Raw genomic sequence first — 17,308 nt, forward strand, 5'->3', positions numbered from 1 at the left:
GCGATGTTCATTTGTGGGTGTGGTCCGTCGTGCCGTCCCAATCTGGGCCGGGCGGCGACGATTTCATCAAGCCTACCCGCTCAGCCCAGTAGCGGTAAAGGACTTTTTTGACGTTTCCCGTCATCAGGCCGGCCAGCAAAGCGTCACAGGACAGCCAGTCCCTCGCCAGCCACGCCTGGCGGAAGGCGCGCCATTGTGACAGCTCCCGCTGCATCGCTTCGTCCGGCACGCCGGCCGGTCCCAACGGCAGATGGACGGCCAGCGCCTGCGACCGGCCCTTGACGCGCACCCGGTCGATCTCCTGCCAGACATGCCCCGGGGCCTGCTCTCGGGTGCGGTCGCTGGCCACGATGTCGACCCCGTAGACCCGGGACAGCCCCTCCAGGCGGGCGCCCAGGTTCACGCTGTCACCGATGACGGTGTAACTGCGCCGCAGGTCCGAGCCCATGTCCCCCACGCACATCGGCCCGGTGCTCAGGCCCACCCCCACGCCAATCTCGGGCAGGCCCCGGTCGCGGTGCGCCTGGTTGATGGCCCGCACCTCCGCCACGATGTCCAGCGCCGCGTCCACTGCCCGGGTGGCATGGTCTTCGGCCGGCACCGGTGCACCCCAGAAGGCCATCAGGCAATCGCCCATGTACTTGTCGATCGTTCCCCGGTGCCGCTGCACCACGGCCGTCAGGCGGCTGAACACCTCGTTGAGCAGGCGCTGCAGGTCGGCGGGCAGCATGGTTTCCGCCATCTGGGTGAAACCCTTCATGTCGCAGAACAGCACCGTCATCTCACGCGTGGTGGCACTCATGTCGTAGCGGTCGGGGTCGCGGAGCATTTCCTCGACGATCTCGGGCGGCACATAGGTGCCAAAGCGACGCGCGAGTTCGCGGCGGGCCCGGCTCTCGCCCAGAAAGCCCAGCCCCATGTACAGGGCCAGCGCCAGCATGATCAGGGCCAGCAGCGCGGCCATGGGCATGACCAGACCATGCTCCAGGTAGAGGAACTGGGTGACAGCGACCACCCCCAGCATCAGCACCAGGCAAAGGGCCACCGCCTTCGTGGCCCCCAGACGGGGCAGCCACAGCGCGAGCGCCAAGCCGATGACCAGCAACATCAGCAGCTCATACCCTGCGGCATAGTCCGGCCGGTACGGCAGGCGGCCATCCAGCAACCCGGACAGCAGGTTGGCGTGCACCTCCACCCCAGGGTAGACCTGCGACACCGGCGTGGCCCGCAAGTCCTGCAGGCCCGGTGCCGTGGTGCCCAGCAGCACGATGCGCCCACGCAAGGTCTGCGGCGGGACCCGGTCTGCCAGCACATCGGCGGCGGGCAGGTAGGTGAACGAGCCGCCCTGGGGCCCCCCCGTGCCGCGAAACGGGACCAGCAGTGCGCCCCGACCATCGGTCGGCACAACGATCTGCCGATCTCCCTGGATCAGACGAATACCCTGAACCCCCGGCGAGCTCCCATCTGCGCCGGAGGCGACGAGTTCCAGCGCCGGCCTGTCCAGCAGGTGGCGAAAGAGCGCCAGCGCCAGGGATTCGTACACCTGATCGCCATGACTGGCCAGCAGGGGCAGGGAACGCACCACACCGTCGTCGTCCGTGACGGCATTGAAGAACCCTGCGGAGGCCCCGGCCTGCATCAGCCCGGGCAGGTTGGCCCCATAGCCGTTCCAGCGGGTCAGGGGCACCGACGACGACCCATCGGACAGATCCAGCACCGGGGCCGGAAGCTGTCCGGTGATGCGCCCCTCCCGGTCGCTGGTGAAGTAGTAGCCCAGCACCACGGGTCTGCCCCGGATGGCCTGCGCCAGGCGCTGGTCCGCACCGGGCAAAGGATCCGGCTCGGCGAACACGGTGTCCATGCCCAGCAGGCGGATGTCGTGCCCGAAAAGCCGGTCGACCAGATCGGCCACCCGATCCCTCGGCCAGGGCCAGCGCCCGACCTCGGCCAGGCTCTTCTCATCGATGTCGACGATGACGATGCGCTCGTCGAGCGTGCGCGGCATGGTCGCGCGCAGGCGAGTGTCCTGGATCTGCTCGTCCAGGCGGTGCAGCAGCAGCACCGCCAATGTCCCGCTGGCGTGCAGGACAAACAGACACAGCAGAAGCAGCAGCGATGCCGTGGTGAGCCGTCGATGGCCTCGGGTGGTGCTCATGACTTGCGACACCCGCCGGGGCGCCCGGCATGCCGGCAGGCGCGGTCAGTACCGCGTCACTGCTGGATGAACTGCATCTGGGTGCCGGCGAGCTCGATCAGGTCGCCGTGGCGCAGGTTGACGGCATCCGAGCCAATCGCTGTGCCGTTGACCGTGGGGGGCATGGCCCCTTCCACCAGCGCCACCACATAGCCGTGGGGGCGTTTGGTGATGGCCGCCACCGTCACGCCGGGTTTGCCGATGGTGGTCACCACCTTGACCAGTGGGACCTCGCGACCGGCGGCGGCGCCCGACATCACCTTGATGGCCGCATTGCCCACCGGGGGGGCCGTGTCGACAGCACCTTCTGCCACCTGCGACGTGTTGATCACGGCGGTGCGCTCGGGACTACCGGGCGCCGGGGCGGCGCTGTCGTGGATGAACTTGATCTTGTACTTCCCGATTTCGACGGTATCGCCATTCTGCAGCTGCTGCTTCTTGATCGCCTTGCCGTTGACGTACGTGCCGTTGGTGCTGTTGAGGTCTTCAATGAAGACTTCGCTGCCGGACATCTGCAGCACGGCGTGCTCACCGCTGACGGCGAGGTTGTCGATCACGATGTCGTTGTAGGGCCGGCGACCGAGGGTGGTGCGGTCCTTGGTGAGCTGCACCTCCTTGATCACGACACCATCGATGGAAACGATCATTTTCGGCATGGCCGACTCCTCTGGAACCCTGCTGCGTTGGTCTGATTCTGGGGGCAATGCTACCCGAGCATGCGAGAAAACAGACCACGTCGCGCCGTCCGGGCCTGCACTTTCGCCAGTATTACCGAAATATTATCGCGTCCACCCAGATCATTGGCCGCATCCACCAGCATACGGCCGGTTTCTTCCAGCGAAAGGTGGCTGCCAAGCAACGCACCGATGTCCGCATCGGTCATCATGTCGTTCAGGCCATCCGAGCAGAACAGGTACAGATCACCTTGTTCCGACCGGAATTCATTGACCTCCAGCAGCACGGTGTCTTCCACCCCCAGCGCGCGGGTCACCAGGTTGCGATGGGTGGCAAATTGCGCCTGTTCGGCCGTGAGCAGACCTGCGTCGATCTGTTCCTGCAGCAGGGAATGGTCGCGGGTGAGCAACTGCAGCTGGTTGCCCCGCAGCCGGTAGCAGCGGGAATCGCCCACATGGCCGATGAAGGCGCGGGAATCCTGGAACACCGCCATCACCAGCGTCGTGCCCATGCCGCTGTACAGGGGATTGGCATGGGCGGCTTCGAAGATGCGGCGGTTGGCGTTGTCGCAGCAAATCTCCATGGCCCGCTTGATCTCGCGCGGATTGGCCTCGACGCCGCCTTCGCTCAGCCAGCGGCCCAGTTCATCCAGGATATGGCTGGTCGCCATGGCGCTGGCCACTTCACCAGCGTTGTAACCGCCCATGCCATCAGCCAGCACCACCACATGGTTGCCCGCATCCACGGCCACCGAGTCCTCGTTGTTGTCGCGGACCAGGCCTGGATCGGTCAGGCTGTAGTACTCGAAAATCATGGGGTCGGTTATAGCGGTTTGACGACCCGGCCAAGGGTGTCGAGTCTGACATTTGTCACGGATTGCCTGACATTCGTGGCTTTCCCCCACGGATCATGGCGATTTTCTGCAGGCTTGCCAACAAAAAAGGCAACCGCGCGGTTGCCTTTTTGAGGATGCAGGATCCAGCCGGCCGGTTTACAGCAGCGACTTGAGCAGTCGGCCCATCTCGGACGGGTTGCGGGTCACCTTGAAACCACACTCTTCCATGATCGCCAGCTTGGCGTCGGCCGTGTCGGCACCGCCGGAGATCAGCGCGCCGGCATGGCCCATGCGCTTGCCCGGAGGGGCGGTCACGCCAGCGATGAAGCCGACGATGGGCTTCTTCATATTGGCCTTGCACCACTGGGCGGCTTCGGCTTCGTCAGGGCCACCGATTTCGCCGATCATGATCACGGCGTCGGTGTCCGGATCGTCGTTGAAGGCCTTCATCACGTCGATGTGCTTCAGACCGTTGATCGGGTCACCACCGATACCCACGGCCGACGACTGGCCGATGCCCAGTTCGCTCAGCTGCGCCACGGCTTCGTAGGTCAGGGTGCCGGAACGCGAGACGACGCCCACGCGGCCTTTTTTGTGGATGTGGCCGGGCATGATGCCGATCTTGATCTCGTCGGGCGTGATCAGGCCGGGGCAGTTGGGGCCCAGCAGCAGGGTCTTCTTGCCGCCGGCCGCTTCCTTGGCCTTCATCTTGTTGCGCACTTCCAGCATGTCGCGGATCGGAATGCCTTCGGTGATGCAGATCGCCAGGTCCAGATCAGCCTCGACGGCTTCCCAGATCGCGGCAGCGGCGCCAGCGGGCGGCACATAGATCACGGACACGGTGGCACCGGTCTGCTGGGCGGCTTCCTTGACGGAGCTGTAGATCGGGATGTTGAAGATCGACTCACCGGCCTTCTTGGGGTTCACGCCCGCCACGAAGCAGTTCTTGCCGTTGGCGTATTCCTGGCACTTCTCGGTGTGGAACTGGCCGGTCTTGCCAGTGATGCCCTGGGTGATGACCTTGGTGTCTTTGTTGATGTAGATGGACATGTTCGTTCTCCGGGCTCAGGCTTTGACAGCGGCGGCCACCTTCTGGGCGGCTTCGGCCATGGTGTCGGCAGAGATGATGGGCAGGCCGGACTCGGCCAGCATCTTCTTGCCCAGCTCTTCGTTGGTGCCCTTCATGCGCACCACCAGCGGCACGTTCAGGTTCACCGCACGGCAGGCGGTGATCACGCCCGTGGCGATGGTGTCGCACTTCATGATGCCGCCGAAGATGTTGACCAGGATGGCCTTGACCTTGTCGTTCTTGAGCATGATCTTGAAGGCTTCGGTGACCTTCTCGGGGGTGGCGCCGCCGCCCACGTCCAGGAAGTTGGCCGGCTCGGCGCCGAACAGCTTGATGGTGTCCATGGTGGCCATGGCCAGGCCGGCACCGTTGACCAGGCAGCCGATGTTGCCGTCCAGGCTGATGTAGGCCAGGTCGAACTTGGAAGCCTCGATTTCGGCCGGGTCTTCCTCGTCCAGGTCACGCAGGGCCACGATCTCGGGGTGACGGAACAGTGCGTTCGCGTCGAAGTTGAACTTGGCGTCCAGGGCGATGATGTTGCCCTTGCTGTCGCGGTTCAGGGGGTTGATCTCGACCAGCGAGGCGTCGGTGTCCATGTAGCACTTGTAGAGCTTCTGGCAGACGTCGATGAACTGCGCCTTGGAGTCGTCGGGCATGCCGACACCCTTGGCCAGTTCTTCGCCCTGGGCCTGCGTGAAGCCCTGCAGCGGATCGACAAAGACCTTGACGATCTTCTCGGGCGTGTTGTGGGCCACTTCCTCGATGTCCATGCCGCCTTCGCTGGAAGCGATGAAGGCCACCTTCTGCGTGCCGCGGTCGGTCACGACGGACAGGTAGTACTCCTTCTGGATGTCGGCGCCGTCTTCAATGTACAGGCGGCGAACCTTCTGGCCTTCCGGGCCGGTCTGGTGCGTGACCAGCTGCATGCCCAGGATGTCGGTGGCGCGGGCCTTGACATCGTCGATCGTCTTGGCCACCTTGACGCCACCGCCCTTGCCACGGCCACCGGCGTGGATCTGGGCCTTGACCACCCAGACCGGACCGCCGAGCTTTTGCGCGGCTTCAACGGCTTCCTGCACCGTGAACGCGGGAATGCCGCGCGGAACCGGCACACCAAATTGACGCAAGATTTCCTTGCCTTGGTACTCGTGAATCTTCATGAGGTCTCTCTCGGACTGGGGGTTGTTTGATCCGGCCGGAAGGCGCAGCCGGTGCACGGGTGATGGACACGGCAACCAACGACTGTATCATGGTGCGACGCACCATTTCATCATATAAGCGACCGCTTACATAATGCATAATTATAGAGAGCAGTCGCTGAACCCTAACTGACAAAGAGGGGCACACCATGGCCAAGGTTTTCATCGACGGCGAAGCCGGCACCACCGGGTTGCAGATCCGCGAGCGTCTGCAACAGATGCCCGCTATTGAAATGCTGAGCATCGCCGCCGAGCGGCGCAAGGATCCCGAGGCCAAGCGCGAGCTGATGGCGCAGGCCGATCTGGTGGTGCTGTGCCTGCACGATGATGCCGCCATCGAGTCGGTGGCGATGATCGACAGCCTGCCCGGCCACAAGCCGCGCATCATCGACGCCTCCACCGCGCATCGCTGCCAGGACGGCTGGGTGTACGGCTTTCCTGAACTGGGCGCCGGGCAGCGCGAGGCCGTGCAGAAGGCGGAGCGGGTGGCCAACCCGGGCTGCTACGCGACCGGCGCGATCGCCCTGCTGCGGCCGCTGGTGGACGCCGGACTGCTGCCCAGGGACTTTCCGGTGTCCCTGCCCTCGGTCAGTGGCTACTCGGGCGGCGGCCGGAGCATGATCGAGGCCTACGAGAAGGGTGAGGCGCCGCTGCACGAGGCCTACGCGCTGGGCCTGTCCCACAAGCACCTGCCCGAGATCCTGCGCTACACCGGCATGACGCGCCGCCCCATCTTCATTCCGGCGGTGGGCAACTTCCGCCAGGGCATGCTGGTGCAACTGCCCTTGCACCTGGACGACCTGCCCAGCCAGCCCAAGGCGGCCGATCTGCACGACGCCCTGGCGGCCCACTACGCGCCAAGCATCGCGGCCGGCGGCTGGGTGAGCGTTCAGCCGGCCACTGCCGATGGCAAGCTGGATGCGACGGCCCTGAACGACACGAACAAATTGGAGTTGCGCGTCTTCGCCAACGAGACGCACCGGCATGCGGTGCTGATCGCGCGCCTGGACAACCTGGGCAAGGGCGCCAGCGGCGCGGCGGTGCAGAACCTGCAGCTGATGCTGGGCCTCTGATCAGTCGTCATCGGCGCCGCTGACCACGCGGCGGATCGCGTCGGCGCCGAAGCCGCGCGCGGCGAGAAAGCGCATCTGCTTGGCTCGCCCAGCAGCATCGGCGGCGGGTTCGCCGAATTTCTTGCGCCAGACTTCGCGGGCGCGTTCCATCTCGGTGCTGCGCAGCGCGTCGATGGCATCGGCCATGACCTCGGCGCTGATGCCCTTGGCCTGCAACTCCTGTTTGACGCGACCCGCCCCCAGGCGGGCAGCCCGCCGGTGCAACACCGACTCGACCACCCGCTGTTCGCTGATGAAGCCCTTGGCCTGGAGCTCGTCGAGCGCCTGGGCCAGTTCGCCGGGCACCTCTTCATGAGAGGCCAGCTTCTTCTCGAGCTCGGACCTTGAGTGTTCGCGAGCCGCGAGCAGCTTGAGCGCGCGGCCCTTGAGCGAGAGCTTCTGGAAGCCCACCGCTTACTCGGCGGCGTCCGCCTCGGCTGCGGCGGCCTTGCCCTTGCGGCCCTTGGCAGGCGCCTGGGCTTCGTCGGCACCATCGACCGGCAGCAGGGGCACACCCAGGGCCTCCCGCACCTTGTTCTCGATCTCGACACGCAGATCCGGGTTCTCCTTGAGGAATTCGCGGGCGTTGTCGCGGCCCTGGCCGATCTTCTCGCCGCTGTACGCGTACCAGGCACCGGACTTCTCGATCACTTTGTGCAGCACACCCAGGTCGAGGATTTCGCCCTCGCGGCTGATGCCTTCGCCGAACAGGATGTCGAACTCGGCCGTCTTGAACGGCGGCGAAACCTTGTTCTTGACCACCTTGACCTTGGTTTCGTTGCCGATCGCGTCTTCGCCCTTCTTGATGGTGCCGGTGCGGCGGATATCCAGGCGCACCGACGCATAGAACTTGAGCGCATTGCCGCCGGTGGTGGTTTCCGGACTGCCGAACATCACACCGATCTTCATGCGGATCTGGTTGATGAAGATGACGGTGCAGTTGGTCTTCTTGATGGTGGCGGTGAGCTTGCGCAGGGCCTGGCTCATCAGGCGGGCCTGCAGGCCGGGCAGGGAGTCACCCATCTCGCCCTCGATTTCGGCCTTGGGGGTCAGCGCGGCCACCGAGTCGACGATGACCAGATCGACAGCTCCGGAGCGCACCAGGGAATCGACGATTTCCAAGGCCTGTTCACCGGTGTCGGGCTGGCTGATCAGCAGGTCGGGCACGTGCACCCCCAGCTTCTGGGCGTACTGGATGTCCAGCGCGTGTTCGGCGTCGACAAAGGCGCAGGTGCCGCCCAGCTTCTGCATCTCGGCAATCACCTGCAGGGTCAGCGTGGTCTTGCCGGACGATTCCGGGCCGTAGATTTCGATGACACGGCCGCGCGGCAGGCCGCCGACGCCCAAGGCAATGTCCAGGCCCAGCGAGCCGGTGGACACCACCTGGATGTCCTCGATGGCCTCACCCTCGCCCAGGCGCATGATGGTGCCCTTGCCGAACTGCTTTTCGATCTGGGCCAGGGCCGCCTGCAGGGCCTTGGCTTTTTCGCTGGCGATGGCGGGGTTCTTGACGGCGGTGTCCATTCGGTGCTCCTGTGGGTGAAAGTGTGTGTTCGCTTCATCCAGTGTTTTTGTGTACAGGCTGGATGCTTGAACAGGAGTTTATCTGGCAATAGATGCCAATCAAGCTAAAATATGGTCAGTTTTCCTGACCAAATGGACCCCGCCGAACTTCCACTGGACGACCGTTGGCGCAGCACCCACCTGGGCCGCCTGATGGGCGAGGCGCTGCGCCGCTTCGACGAGCGCGTGCTGCACCTGATGGCGCACGATGCCCAAGTGCCGCTGGCGCTGTCGAACCTGGCGGCGCGCGACCAGATCGGGGCGGCCCACATCCACATCACACGTCACCTGTCACTCAAAGGGTCACGGTTGACGGAACTGGCGAAAAGCGCCGGCATGAGCAAGCAGGCCATGGGCGATCTGGTCAACCAATGCGAAGCCTGGGGCCTGGTGCGGCGCGAGCCCGATCCGCTGGACGGGCGTGCACGGCAGGTGGTATTCACCGCCGATGGCCTGCTGTGGCTGGAGGCTTTCCGACAGGCCGTGGCCCGGGCGGAACGCGAATTCCGCGCCCAGGTGGGCGATGACGTCGCGACCGTGGTGGCGCTCGGGCTGGAGGCCTATGGCAGCTGATGCGCCGCGTCACCGGGTAAGCCCTGCGCCGCGACCGGGCGCGCGGCCTAAAATGGGCGTCATAACGGGCGTGCCCGCATTGCCCAGAGGAGACTTGCATGCGCATCCTGATTGCCGAAGACGACCAGGTGCTGGCCGACGGGTTGCTGCGCAGCCTGCGCGCGGCCGGTGCCGCCGTGGACCACGTGGCGTCCGGCACCGAGGCCGACGCGGCCCTGATGACCAACAACGAGTTCGACCTGCTGATCCTGGATCTGGGCTTGCCCCGGATGCACGGGCTGGAGGTGCTCAAGCGCCTGCGCTCGCGCGGGTCGTCGATGCCGGTGCTGATCCTGACGGCCGCCGACAGCGTGGAAGAACGGGTCAAGGGACTGGACTACGGCGCCGACGACTACATGGCCAAGCCCTTCAGCCTGCAGGAACTGGAAGCCCGTGTCCGGGCGCTCACCCGCCGCGGCATGGGAGGCACCACGTCCACCATCAAGCATGGTCCGCTGATCTACGACCAGGCTGGCCGGGTGGCCACGATCGACGGCAAGATGGTGGAACTGTCGGCTCGCGAACTGGGACTGCTGGAGGTACTGCTGCAGCGGGCCGGCCGACTGGTCAGCAAGGACCAGCTGGTGGAACGCCTGTGCGAGTGGGGCGAAGAGGTGAGCAACAACGCCATCGAGGTCTACATCCACCGCCTGCGCAAGAAGATCGAGAAGGGGCCGATCCGCATCGCCACCGTGCGCGGGCTGGGTTACTGCCTTGAAAAGATCCCCGGCTGACAGCGCTCCCACCGGCGAATCGCGCGTCCCCACGGACGAGCGGCTGGGGCCGATGTCCTTTGGCCTGTTCCAGCGCGAGCAACGCAGCCTGTTCGGCGAGATCCTGGACTGGATGCTCACGCCGCTGCTGCTGCTGTGGCCCCTGTCCCTGGCGCTGACCTGGTTCGTGGCGCAGGGCATTGCCAGCAAACCGTTTGACCGGGCACTGGAGTTCAACCTGCAGGCCCTGACCCAGTTCGTGGTGGCCCGCAACGACAAGGTCAGCTTCGACCTGACACCCCAGGCCCGTGACCTGCTGCGCGCCGACGACAGCGACCTGGTGTACTACCAGGTCGTGGACGCCCGGGGCGAGGTCATCAGCGGCGAACCTGATTTCCCGCTGCCCAAGGAGAGCGTGTCGCCGGCGCCCGGGCGGGTCAAGCTGCGCGATGACGTGGTCCGTGGTGATGAGGTTCGCGTGGCCTACGCCTGGCTCTCGCGCAACAAGGACCCGCAGCGTCTGGTGCTGATGCAGGTGGCCGAGACCAAGGGCAAGCGATCCACCCTGGCGACAGAGATCATCAAGGGCGTGATGGTGCCCCAGTTCGTCATCCTGCCGCTGGCGGTGCTGCTGGTCTGGATGGCGCTGGTGCGCGGCATCCGGCCGCTGAACGTGCTGGAGCAGCGCATCCGGGCGCGCAAGCCCGACGACCTCAGCCCGATCGAGGAGACCTTCGTGCCGCAGGAGGTGGCGCCGCTGGTGTCCTCGATCAATGACCTGCTCACGCGCCTGAAGCTGTCGCTGTCCACCCAGAAGCGCTTTCTGGCCGACGCGGCGCACCAGCTCAAGACGCCCCTGGCGGGCCTGCGCATGCAGGCGGAGATTGCCCAGCGCGAGGGCAACCCGGAGGACGTGCGCAAGTCCCTGCAGCAGATCGCCCGTTCAAGCACCCGCGCCACCCACACGGTCAACCAGCTGCTGGCACTGGCGCGGGCCGAAACCACGGGGCGCACGCTGCCGACGGCGCAGATCGATCTGGCACAGCTGGTGACGGAGGTGGTTCAGGACTCCGTACCCCGCGCCCTGGAACACGGCGTGGATCTGGGCTACGAAGGCCCTGACGAAGTCCCCCAGGCCTGCCTGATGGATGGCAACCCGACGCTGCTCAAGGAAATGACCCGCAACCTGGTGGACAACGCCATCAATTACTCCGGACGCGGTGGCGTGGTCACGGTGCGGGTCCTGGCCGACCCCTTCAGCGGCGTCCAGATTCTGCAGGTCGAGGACAACGGCCCGGGCATTCCGGAGAGCGAACGCGAGCTGGTGCTGCAGCCCTTCTACCGGGCGCTGGGGACGAACGTGGATGGATCAGGTCTGGGCCTGGCCATCGTGCAGGAAATCGCCCAGCAGCACGGGGCGTCCATCCACATGGAAGACGCCCATTCCGAGGCTCCGCAGCGCGGCCTGCGGGCCTCGATCCGCTTCTCACCCAAGCCGGTGGCAGAAGAGATTCTCTGAGCCGGCATCACGGACCGCCGGCGTGCGCGGTCCGCGGTGGCGACCTCACCGGATCAGGCGGCGGTTGGCGGCTGGTAGACGTTGAGCTGCAGGCGCTCCCGTTCGATCACGCGGGCCACGGCCGGCAGCGCCGCAAAGCGTTGCGACAGCGCCCAGGTGGCCGGCAGCGTGGTTGGGTCGATGCCGGCGTAGCCGCCCCATCGCAGCAGGGTCAGCGCATAGGCGTCCAGCGCCGAAGGCTGGTCGCCCGCCAGCCAGGGCGAGGCCTTGACCGCCATCGCCTCGATCTCGCCGAGCAGACCGCGGTAGGTCTGCACCGCATGGGCGCGGATGGCCTTCTGCGCCGCTTCGTCGTCGGTGAACTTCTGCGGCATGAACACGTGGGTGAAGGTGGGGTGCACCGTGTTGTTCATCCAGACCAGCGTCGACAGCGCGCGGGTGCGAGCCAGGCCCGACGCGGGCAGGATGCCGGCCTGGGGGAACTTCGCGTCCAGGTGCAGCAGGATGGCGACGATCTGGGTGATGACTTCGCCGTCGTCCACCAGCACCGGCACCTGGCCGCGCGGGTTGAGCGCCAGGTACTCGGCGCTGCGCTGCTCGCCCTTGTGCAGCTTGACCATCATCGGCTCGAACGGGGCGCCGGCCAGCTCCAGCATGGCGTGCGGCACGAAAGAACAGGCGCCGGGGGCGTAGAAGAGTTTGAGGCTCACGGGGTGTCTCCTGGTTTCGGGGGTCAGTTCAAATGCTTGCCCAGCACACCCGCGATTTCGAACATCGTCACCTGCGGTTTGCCGAACACGGGCGCCAGTTTGGCATCGGCATTGATTTTGCGCTTGTCACCGGCGTCCTGCAGACCATTGGCCTTGATGTAATCCCAGAGCTTTTTTGTCGCTTCGGGTCGGGAGACGGCATCGCTGCCGATGACCGCGGCCAGCGCGGCACTGGGCTGCTTGCCACTGGCGGCCGTGGTCTTGCGCGGAGCCTTCGGGACAGCGGCTTTCTTGGCCGCAGGCGCTTTTCTGGCGGCTGCTGTCTTCTTCGCGGGAGCGGCCTTGGCGGTGGCGCCAGCAGTCTTGCGCGGCGGGTACTTGCTCTCGCGCGGCTCGAACTCGAAGTTCACCTTGCCCGCCTCCTTGTCCCAGGCCAGGAAGGCCTTGAAGTTGCGGCGCGTGCGCATGGAGACGAACTTGTCGAGCAGATCGGTCTTGCCGGTTTCCAGCAGCTTGCTCATCTGTTCGCGCGCCACCGGCTGCTGCAGGATGATCTTGCCGCTCTTGAAGCTGCAGCCGGGTGTGGGCTGTGCAGCCGTGGGCACCGCCTTGCTGCAGACATAGTTGCTGCCATGCTCGTAGACCGGTGCGCCACAGACCGGGCAGGCCCCCAGGCTGTCCTGACCTGCGAAATCGACCAGTTCGCCGGTCTCCTCGGCGTTCCTGTCATCACCGAAGTCGAACTCCAGCTTCCAGTTTCGGTCCTCGTCGCTGTACTTGAGCGTCATCTCGGCCACGAAAGGCCAGCCCGCCTTGGAGCGGAAGCCGTCCAGCGGCCCGATGTGGCGGTCGCGCACGAAGGCTTCCGCCTCGGCCACTTCGAAGGTGCGGCCGGCCGGTGACTTGGTGAACGAGAAGCCGCAGCCCTCGCTGTGGCCGTCGGCGCCGGTGCAGGCGTAGCGACGGTAGTTCTCCTTGACCACGCCACCACAGTTGGGGCAGGGCGATGCCAGCGTGGCGTAGTTGCCCGGCACGGTGTCGCGGTCGTACTCCTTGGCCTTCTTCACCAAACGCTCGGTCATGGCCGCGATCTCGGCCATGAAGGCGGCGCGGCTGAGCTTGCCGTGCTCCATCTGGGCCAGCTTGTATTCCCACTCACCGGTCAGCTCTGGGCGCGAGAGTTCCTCGACCTCCAGGCCGCGCAACAGGGTCATGAGCTGGAACGCCTTGGCGGTGGGGATCAGTTCGCGGCCTTCGCGCAGCATGTACTTTTCGGCCAGCAGCCCTTCGATGATGGCCGCGCGCGTGGCCGGGGTGCCCAGACCCTTTTCCTGCATGGCCTCACGCAGCTCGTCGTCCTCGATGAACTTGCCCGCCCCTTCCATCGCGCCGAGCAGCGTGGCTTCCGAGTAGCGTGCCGGCGGCTTGGTCTTCAGGCCCTTGGCCTCGACCGACTCGGTGCGCACCGTCTCGCCCTCGCGCACCGGTACCAGGTTCTGGCCCTTGTCGCCGTCCTTGGCACCCTCGACGTCCTCGGCCGCCTCCTTGCCGTAAACGGCCATCCAGCCCGGTTTGACCAGCACCTTGCCTTCGGTCTTGAAGTGGTGGTTGAGCACCTTGCTGATGCGCGTCGTCACCATGAACTCGGCACTGGGGAAGAACACCGCCAGGAAGCGGCGCACCACCAGGTCATACAGCTTCTGCTCGGCCTCGGACAGGCCGCTGGGCGCCTGCAGCGTGGGGATGATGGCAAAGTGGTCCGAGACCTTGCTGTTGTCGAAGATGCGCTTGGATGGCCGGATGTAGTTGCCGTTGAGCGCCGTCAGTGCGTGCGGCGCCAGGTGCTTCATGCCATGGGACTGGACATCGGCCAGCATTTCGAAGGTCTGCTTGACCGTGCCCAGGTAATCCTCGGGCAGGTGGCGCGAATCCGTCCGTGGGTAGGTCAGGGCCTTGTGACGCTCGTACAGGCTCTGGGCCAGCTGAAGCGTGGTCTTGGCCGAGAAGCCGAAGCGGCCGTTGGCCTCGCGCTGCAGGCTGGTCAGGTCGTACAGCAGGCCACAGGCTTGGGTGGTGGGCTTGCTCTCTTCGGTGACGCTGGCGGCCTTGCCGCGCACCGCCTCCACGATGGACAGGGCCTCACGGTGATCCCAGAGGCGGTCGGCGCGCAGGTCGCCATCGGCATCGTCGCCCGTGGGCTTCTTGAAAGCCGGATCGAACCACTTGCCCGGGTACTCGCCTGCCTCGGCCAGGAAGGACGCATGAATCTCCCAGTAGTCGCGGCTGCGGTGGGCGCGGATCTGCTCCTCCCGCTCGACCACGATGGACAGCGTGGGCGTCTGCACCCGGCCCACGGTGGTCAGGAAAAAGCCGCCGTCGCGCGAATTGAAGGCCGTCATCGCCCGCGTGCCGTTGATGCCCACCAGCCAGTCGGCCTCGGAGCGGCTGCGCGCGGCGTCGGCGAGGCCGCGCATCTGCTCGTCGCTGCGCAGCTGCGCAAAGCCATCGCGGATGGCCTGCGGCGTCATGGACTGCAGCCACAGGCGCTGCACCGGCTTGCCCAGGCCCTGGTACTGGCCGTTCTTCTGGCCACCGGCGTACTGCTCGATGAGACGGAAGATCAGTTCCCCTTCGCGGCCCGCGTCGCAGGCGTTGATCAGGCGGCCCACATCCTTGCGCTTGGCCAGCTTGACCACGGCCGAGAGGCGCGACTTGGTCTTGTCGATGGGCTTGAGCTCGAAGAAGGGCGGCAGCACCGGGAGGTGGGCGAAGCTCCACTTCCCGCGCTTGACGTCGAACTGTTCGGGGGCGGCGATCTCGACCAGATGGCCCACGGCAGAGGTGACCACGTACTGCTCGTTCTCGAAATAGTCGTCGTGCTTCTCGAACTTGCCCGCCACCGGGGTGAGGGCGCGCACGATGTCTTGCGCCACGGAAGGCTTCTCGGCAATGACCAGGGTTTTGTTCATCTCTACAATCTGGGCTTCACGCGCGTGTACACGCGCACGTGGGTAGGCGCACGCACGCGCGCACCTGCATGAAACAACCTTACCAAAAATTCTGCCCGTGTCGAAAACCGCAGGTGTCCCCCCCCGCTCCCGCCCGGCATCGGCGACCCGACGCATCCAGACCCGCCGCTCGGGCGTGCACGGCCGGGGAGTCTACGCGCTGGTCGATCTGGCCGAGGGCGAAACGATCATCGAGTACGTGGGCGAGGTCATCACCTGGGACGAGGCACTGCGGCGTCACCCGCACGACCCGAAGGACCCGAACCACACCTTCTACTTCCACATCGATGAGGACCATGTCATCGATGCCAAGTTCGGGGGCAATTCCTCGCGCTGGATCAACCACAGCTGCGATCCCAACTGTGAGGCCGAGGTCGAGGACGGCCGCGTGTTCATTCGCGCGCTGCGCAACATCCCCGCGGGCGATGAGCTGTTCTACGACTACGGGCTCGTGATCGACGAACCCTACACCGCCCGCCTGAAGAAGCAGTTCCCCTGCTGGTGCGGTTCGAAGAACTGCCGCGGTACCCTGCTGGCCCCCAAGAAGCGATGACCGACCTGCTCGCCCACGTCGAGAGCATCTGGCAGGCGGTAGTTCCGCAGTTGCCTGATTTCACCGTTGAGGTGGTCCCCAGCATCGACTCGACCAACAGCGAACTGATGCGGCGCGCGCGCCAGGGCCGGCATGAGCCGGTGCTGCTGGTGGCCGAGGACCAGACGGCGGGGCGTGGCCGCGTGGGCAAGGGCTGGCACAGCCGGCCTGGCCAGTCGCTGACGTTTTCGCTGGCACTGCCGCTGTCGCCAGCGGACTGGTCCGGCCTGTCACTGGCCGTGGGCGTGAGCCTGGCCGAAAGCATCGACCCGCAGGTGCGCCTGAAGTGGCCCAACGACCTGTGGTGGCAACAGCGCAAGCTTGGCGGCATCCTGGTCGAGACCGCCAGCAATGGCACCCCGGATGCCCCGCGCATGCTGGTGGTGGGCGTCGGTCTGAACGTCAACCGCCCGGACGCTGTGGCCCTGGCATCGGGGTCAGCGCCCGCCGGCACCCTGGCGCCCATGCCGCCCGCCGGCGTGGCCGAGCTGATCATGGGCATCACGGTGGGAGAACTGTTCGAACGGGTGGCAGCCCCCCTGGTACGGGACCTTCAGCTGTTCGAGGCGCGCGGCTTCGAGGCGTTCCAGGACCGGTTCGCGGTCCGCGACGCCTTGCAAGGCCTTTCCGTGGTGCTCAGCGACGGCACGCAGGGCGTGGCCAGCGGCGTGAGCCGGCAGGGCGCCTTGCAGGTGCAAACCGCGTCTGGCTATCGGGAAGTCACCAGCGCGGAAGTGAGTGTGCGTCCATGCTGAGGTTGGTCGTTATCCTGCTGGTGCTGGCCAACGCCGGATACTTTGCCTGGACCCAGGGAATGCTGGCTCCGCTGGGCTTGTCCACCCAGGTCCAGAGCGAGTCGCACCGCCTGCAGGAACAGGTCCAGCCGGAGGCCATCCGGCTGCTCAACGCCCCCAGAACCGACACCGCTTCCCGCACGCCGCCGACGGTCCAGGCCGCCGCCCCCGTGGAAACGCCCGCACCGCAGACCGCTGCCCCGGTCGCTGCGCCCCCCGCCACCGCCTGCTGGCGCGTCGGCGGCTACACGCCGGCACAAGCCGACGCTTTGCGCCAGGCGCTTCAAGGTCAGCCTGCCCTGGCGGGCCTGTGGCAGCTGGATGAGGCGCAGACCAGCGGTCGCTGGATTGTCTACATGGGCAAGCTCAACGACGAGCTGATGGCACGCAAGAAGACCGAGCTGAGGGAAATGAACGTCGAGTTCCGTGAGATCCGAGGTGGGGCGCTGGGCCCGGCCTTGGCCCTGGGCACCTTCTCGACCGAAGCGGCCGCCCAGCAGGGTCTGGCCATCGTCACCCGCAAGGGCGTGCGCACCGCCCGCGTGGTGCAGGAACGGCCCGAGGCGACCGTGTTCGCCCTGCGCCTGCCCGCCGTCACCGACGAGCAGCGGGCAGCCGTCGAGGCGCTGGGTGAGGTGCTGGCCGGCAAGCGGCTCTCACCCTGCGAATAACGCCCCCGCAAGACCTGCCAGCCATGAAAAAGGCGCCCGAAG

The 17,308-nt window shown here is 66.1% G+C and carries 16 protein-coding genes; 7 read left to right on the top strand and 9 right to left on the bottom strand.

Features of this window, described 5'->3' with window-relative positions:
* Positions 1-7 precede the first annotated feature (7 nt).
* The 5 genes from ACFQNJ_RS12220 to sucC all read right to left on the bottom strand — a co-directional run bounded on the left by ACFQNJ_RS12220 (position 8) and on the right by sucC (position 5,933).
* A complete protein-coding gene (locus tag ACFQNJ_RS12220; RefSeq protein WP_382257704.1) occupies positions 8-2,155 on the bottom strand; it encodes a CHASE2 domain-containing protein in 2,148 nt (715 codons plus the stop codon).
* A 56-nt stretch (positions 2,156-2,211) separates the two neighbouring features.
* Positions 2,212-2,850 (bottom strand): FHA domain-containing protein, encoded by a 639-nt coding sequence (locus tag ACFQNJ_RS12225; protein WP_382257707.1) that lies wholly within the window; start codon positions 2,848-2,850, stop codon positions 2,212-2,214.
* Positions 2,851-2,900: 50 nt separating this feature from the next.
* Positions 2,901-3,683: a Stp1/IreP family PP2C-type Ser/Thr phosphatase gene (locus ACFQNJ_RS12230; protein WP_374640806.1), complete on the bottom strand. Its 783-nt coding sequence runs from the start codon at positions 3,681-3,683 to the stop codon at positions 2,901-2,903.
* A 177-nt stretch (positions 3,684-3,860) separates the two neighbouring features.
* Positions 3,861-4,754 (bottom strand): succinate--CoA ligase subunit alpha, encoded by an 894-nt coding sequence (gene sucD / locus ACFQNJ_RS12235; protein WP_374640807.1) that lies wholly within the window; start codon positions 4,752-4,754, stop codon positions 3,861-3,863.
* 15 nt (positions 4,755-4,769) lie between these two features.
* Positions 4,770-5,933, bottom strand: a complete 1,164-nt coding sequence (sucC, locus tag ACFQNJ_RS12240; RefSeq protein WP_374640808.1) for an ADP-forming succinate--CoA ligase subunit beta — start codon at positions 5,931-5,933, stop codon at positions 4,770-4,772.
* A 188-nt stretch (positions 5,934-6,121) separates the two neighbouring features.
* Here sucC and argC point away from each other — a divergent pair, with 188 nt between their 5' ends.
* A complete protein-coding gene (gene argC / locus ACFQNJ_RS12245) occupies positions 6,122-7,045 on the top strand; it encodes an N-acetyl-gamma-glutamyl-phosphate reductase (protein WP_382257712.1) in 924 nt (307 codons plus the stop codon).
* On the opposite strand, the gene recX is transcribed toward argC, so the two are convergent.
* Positions 7,046-7,495 (bottom strand): recombination regulator RecX, encoded by a 450-nt coding sequence (recX, locus tag ACFQNJ_RS12250; RefSeq protein ID WP_382257715.1) that lies wholly within the window; start codon positions 7,493-7,495, stop codon positions 7,046-7,048.
* 3 nt (positions 7,496-7,498) lie between these two features.
* Positions 7,499-8,608, bottom strand: a complete 1,110-nt coding sequence (gene recA / locus ACFQNJ_RS12255; RefSeq protein ID WP_382257718.1) for a recombinase RecA — start codon at positions 8,606-8,608, stop codon at positions 7,499-7,501.
* Between the two features lie 132 nt (positions 8,609-8,740).
* Between recA and ACFQNJ_RS12260 the strand changes: the two genes are divergently transcribed.
* From ACFQNJ_RS12260 to ACFQNJ_RS12270, 3 genes are all read left to right on the top strand, one after another.
* Positions 8,741-9,220 (top strand): MarR family winged helix-turn-helix transcriptional regulator, encoded by a 480-nt coding sequence (locus ACFQNJ_RS12260; protein ID WP_382257721.1) that lies wholly within the window; start codon positions 8,741-8,743, stop codon positions 9,218-9,220.
* A 98-nt stretch (positions 9,221-9,318) separates the two neighbouring features.
* On the top strand, positions 9,319-9,993 hold the full coding sequence (locus ACFQNJ_RS12265; RefSeq protein WP_374640813.1) for a response regulator transcription factor: 675 nt from the start codon (positions 9,319-9,321) through the stop codon (positions 9,991-9,993).
* 52 nt (positions 9,994-10,045) lie between these two features.
* Positions 10,046-11,491 carry a sensor histidine kinase gene (locus ACFQNJ_RS12270; protein WP_382257882.1) on the top strand — a complete coding sequence of 482 codons (1,446 nt, stop codon included), beginning with the start codon at positions 10,046-10,048 and terminating at the stop codon, positions 11,489-11,491.
* Between the two features lie 53 nt (positions 11,492-11,544).
* Here ACFQNJ_RS12270 and ACFQNJ_RS12275 read toward each other — a convergent pair whose 3' ends face one another.
* Both ACFQNJ_RS12275 and ACFQNJ_RS12280 read right to left on the bottom strand, forming a co-directional pair.
* Positions 11,545-12,201 (bottom strand): glutathione S-transferase family protein, encoded by a 657-nt coding sequence (locus ACFQNJ_RS12275; RefSeq protein WP_382257725.1) that lies wholly within the window; start codon positions 12,199-12,201, stop codon positions 11,545-11,547.
* A 23-nt stretch (positions 12,202-12,224) separates the two neighbouring features.
* Entirely contained in the window at positions 12,225-15,170 is a 2,946-nt protein-coding gene (locus ACFQNJ_RS12280; protein ID WP_382257728.1) for a DNA topoisomerase III, read from the bottom strand.
* Between the two features lie 97 nt (positions 15,171-15,267).
* Here ACFQNJ_RS12280 and ACFQNJ_RS12285 point away from each other — a divergent pair, with 97 nt between their 5' ends.
* From ACFQNJ_RS12285 to ACFQNJ_RS12295, 3 genes are read left to right on the top strand one after another with little or no spacing between them, the layout of a single operon-like run.
* A complete protein-coding gene (locus ACFQNJ_RS12285) occupies positions 15,268-15,762 on the top strand; it encodes an SET domain-containing protein (RefSeq protein ID WP_382257731.1) in 495 nt (164 codons plus the stop codon).
* Complete coding sequence (locus tag ACFQNJ_RS12290) at positions 15,759-16,556, top strand: biotin--[acetyl-CoA-carboxylase] ligase (protein WP_382257734.1); 798 nt, start codon at positions 15,759-15,761, stop codon at positions 16,554-16,556. Before ACFQNJ_RS12285 ends, ACFQNJ_RS12290 begins: the two co-directional genes overlap by 4 nt.
* A complete protein-coding gene (locus tag ACFQNJ_RS12295; protein WP_382257737.1) occupies positions 16,550-17,266 on the top strand; it encodes an SPOR domain-containing protein in 717 nt (238 codons plus the stop codon). Before ACFQNJ_RS12290 ends, ACFQNJ_RS12295 begins: the two co-directional genes overlap by 7 nt.
* Positions 17,267-17,308 lie beyond the last annotated feature (42 nt).

The sequence above is a fragment of the Hydrogenophaga bisanensis genome (assembly GCF_042665135.1).
In the GTDB taxonomy this organism is placed as follows: Bacteria; Pseudomonadota; Gammaproteobacteria; order Burkholderiales; family Burkholderiaceae_C; genus Hydrogenophaga; species Hydrogenophaga bisanensis.

Excerpts from the sequence above, each read along its gene's own strand:
- ACFQNJ_RS12220 (WP_382257704.1), bottom strand. The coding sequence starts at position 2,155 with ATGAGCACCACCCGAGGCCATCGACGGCTCACCACGGCATCGCTGCTG.
- ACFQNJ_RS12225 (WP_382257707.1), bottom strand. The coding sequence starts at position 2,850 with ATGCCGAAAATGATCGTTTCCATCGATGGTGTCGTGATCAAGGAGGTG.
- ACFQNJ_RS12230 (WP_374640806.1), bottom strand. The coding sequence starts at position 3,683 with ATGATTTTCGAGTACTACAGCCTGACCGATCCAGGCCTGGTCCGCGAC.
- sucD (WP_374640807.1), bottom strand. The coding sequence starts at position 4,754 with ATGTCCATCTACATCAACAAAGACACCAAGGTCATCACCCAGGGCATC.
- sucC (WP_374640808.1), bottom strand. The coding sequence starts at position 5,933 with ATGAAGATTCACGAGTACCAAGGCAAGGAAATCTTGCGTCAATTTGGT.
- argC (WP_382257712.1), top strand. The coding sequence starts at position 6,122 with ATGGCCAAGGTTTTCATCGACGGCGAAGCCGGCACCACCGGGTTGCAG.
- recA (WP_382257718.1), bottom strand. The coding sequence starts at position 8,608 with ATGGACACCGCCGTCAAGAACCCCGCCATCGCCAGCGAAAAAGCCAAG.
- ACFQNJ_RS12260 (WP_382257721.1), top strand. The coding sequence starts at position 8,741 with ATGGACCCCGCCGAACTTCCACTGGACGACCGTTGGCGCAGCACCCAC.
- ACFQNJ_RS12265 (WP_374640813.1), top strand. The coding sequence starts at position 9,319 with ATGCGCATCCTGATTGCCGAAGACGACCAGGTGCTGGCCGACGGGTTG.
- ACFQNJ_RS12270 (WP_382257882.1), top strand. The coding sequence starts at position 10,046 with ATGTCCTTTGGCCTGTTCCAGCGCGAGCAACGCAGCCTGTTCGGCGAG.
- ACFQNJ_RS12280 (WP_382257728.1), bottom strand. The coding sequence starts at position 15,170 with ATGAACAAAACCCTGGTCATTGCCGAGAAGCCTTCCGTGGCGCAAGAC.
- ACFQNJ_RS12290 (WP_382257734.1), top strand. The coding sequence starts at position 15,759 with ATGACCGACCTGCTCGCCCACGTCGAGAGCATCTGGCAGGCGGTAGTT.
- ACFQNJ_RS12295 (WP_382257737.1), top strand. The coding sequence starts at position 16,550 with ATGCTGAGGTTGGTCGTTATCCTGCTGGTGCTGGCCAACGCCGGATAC.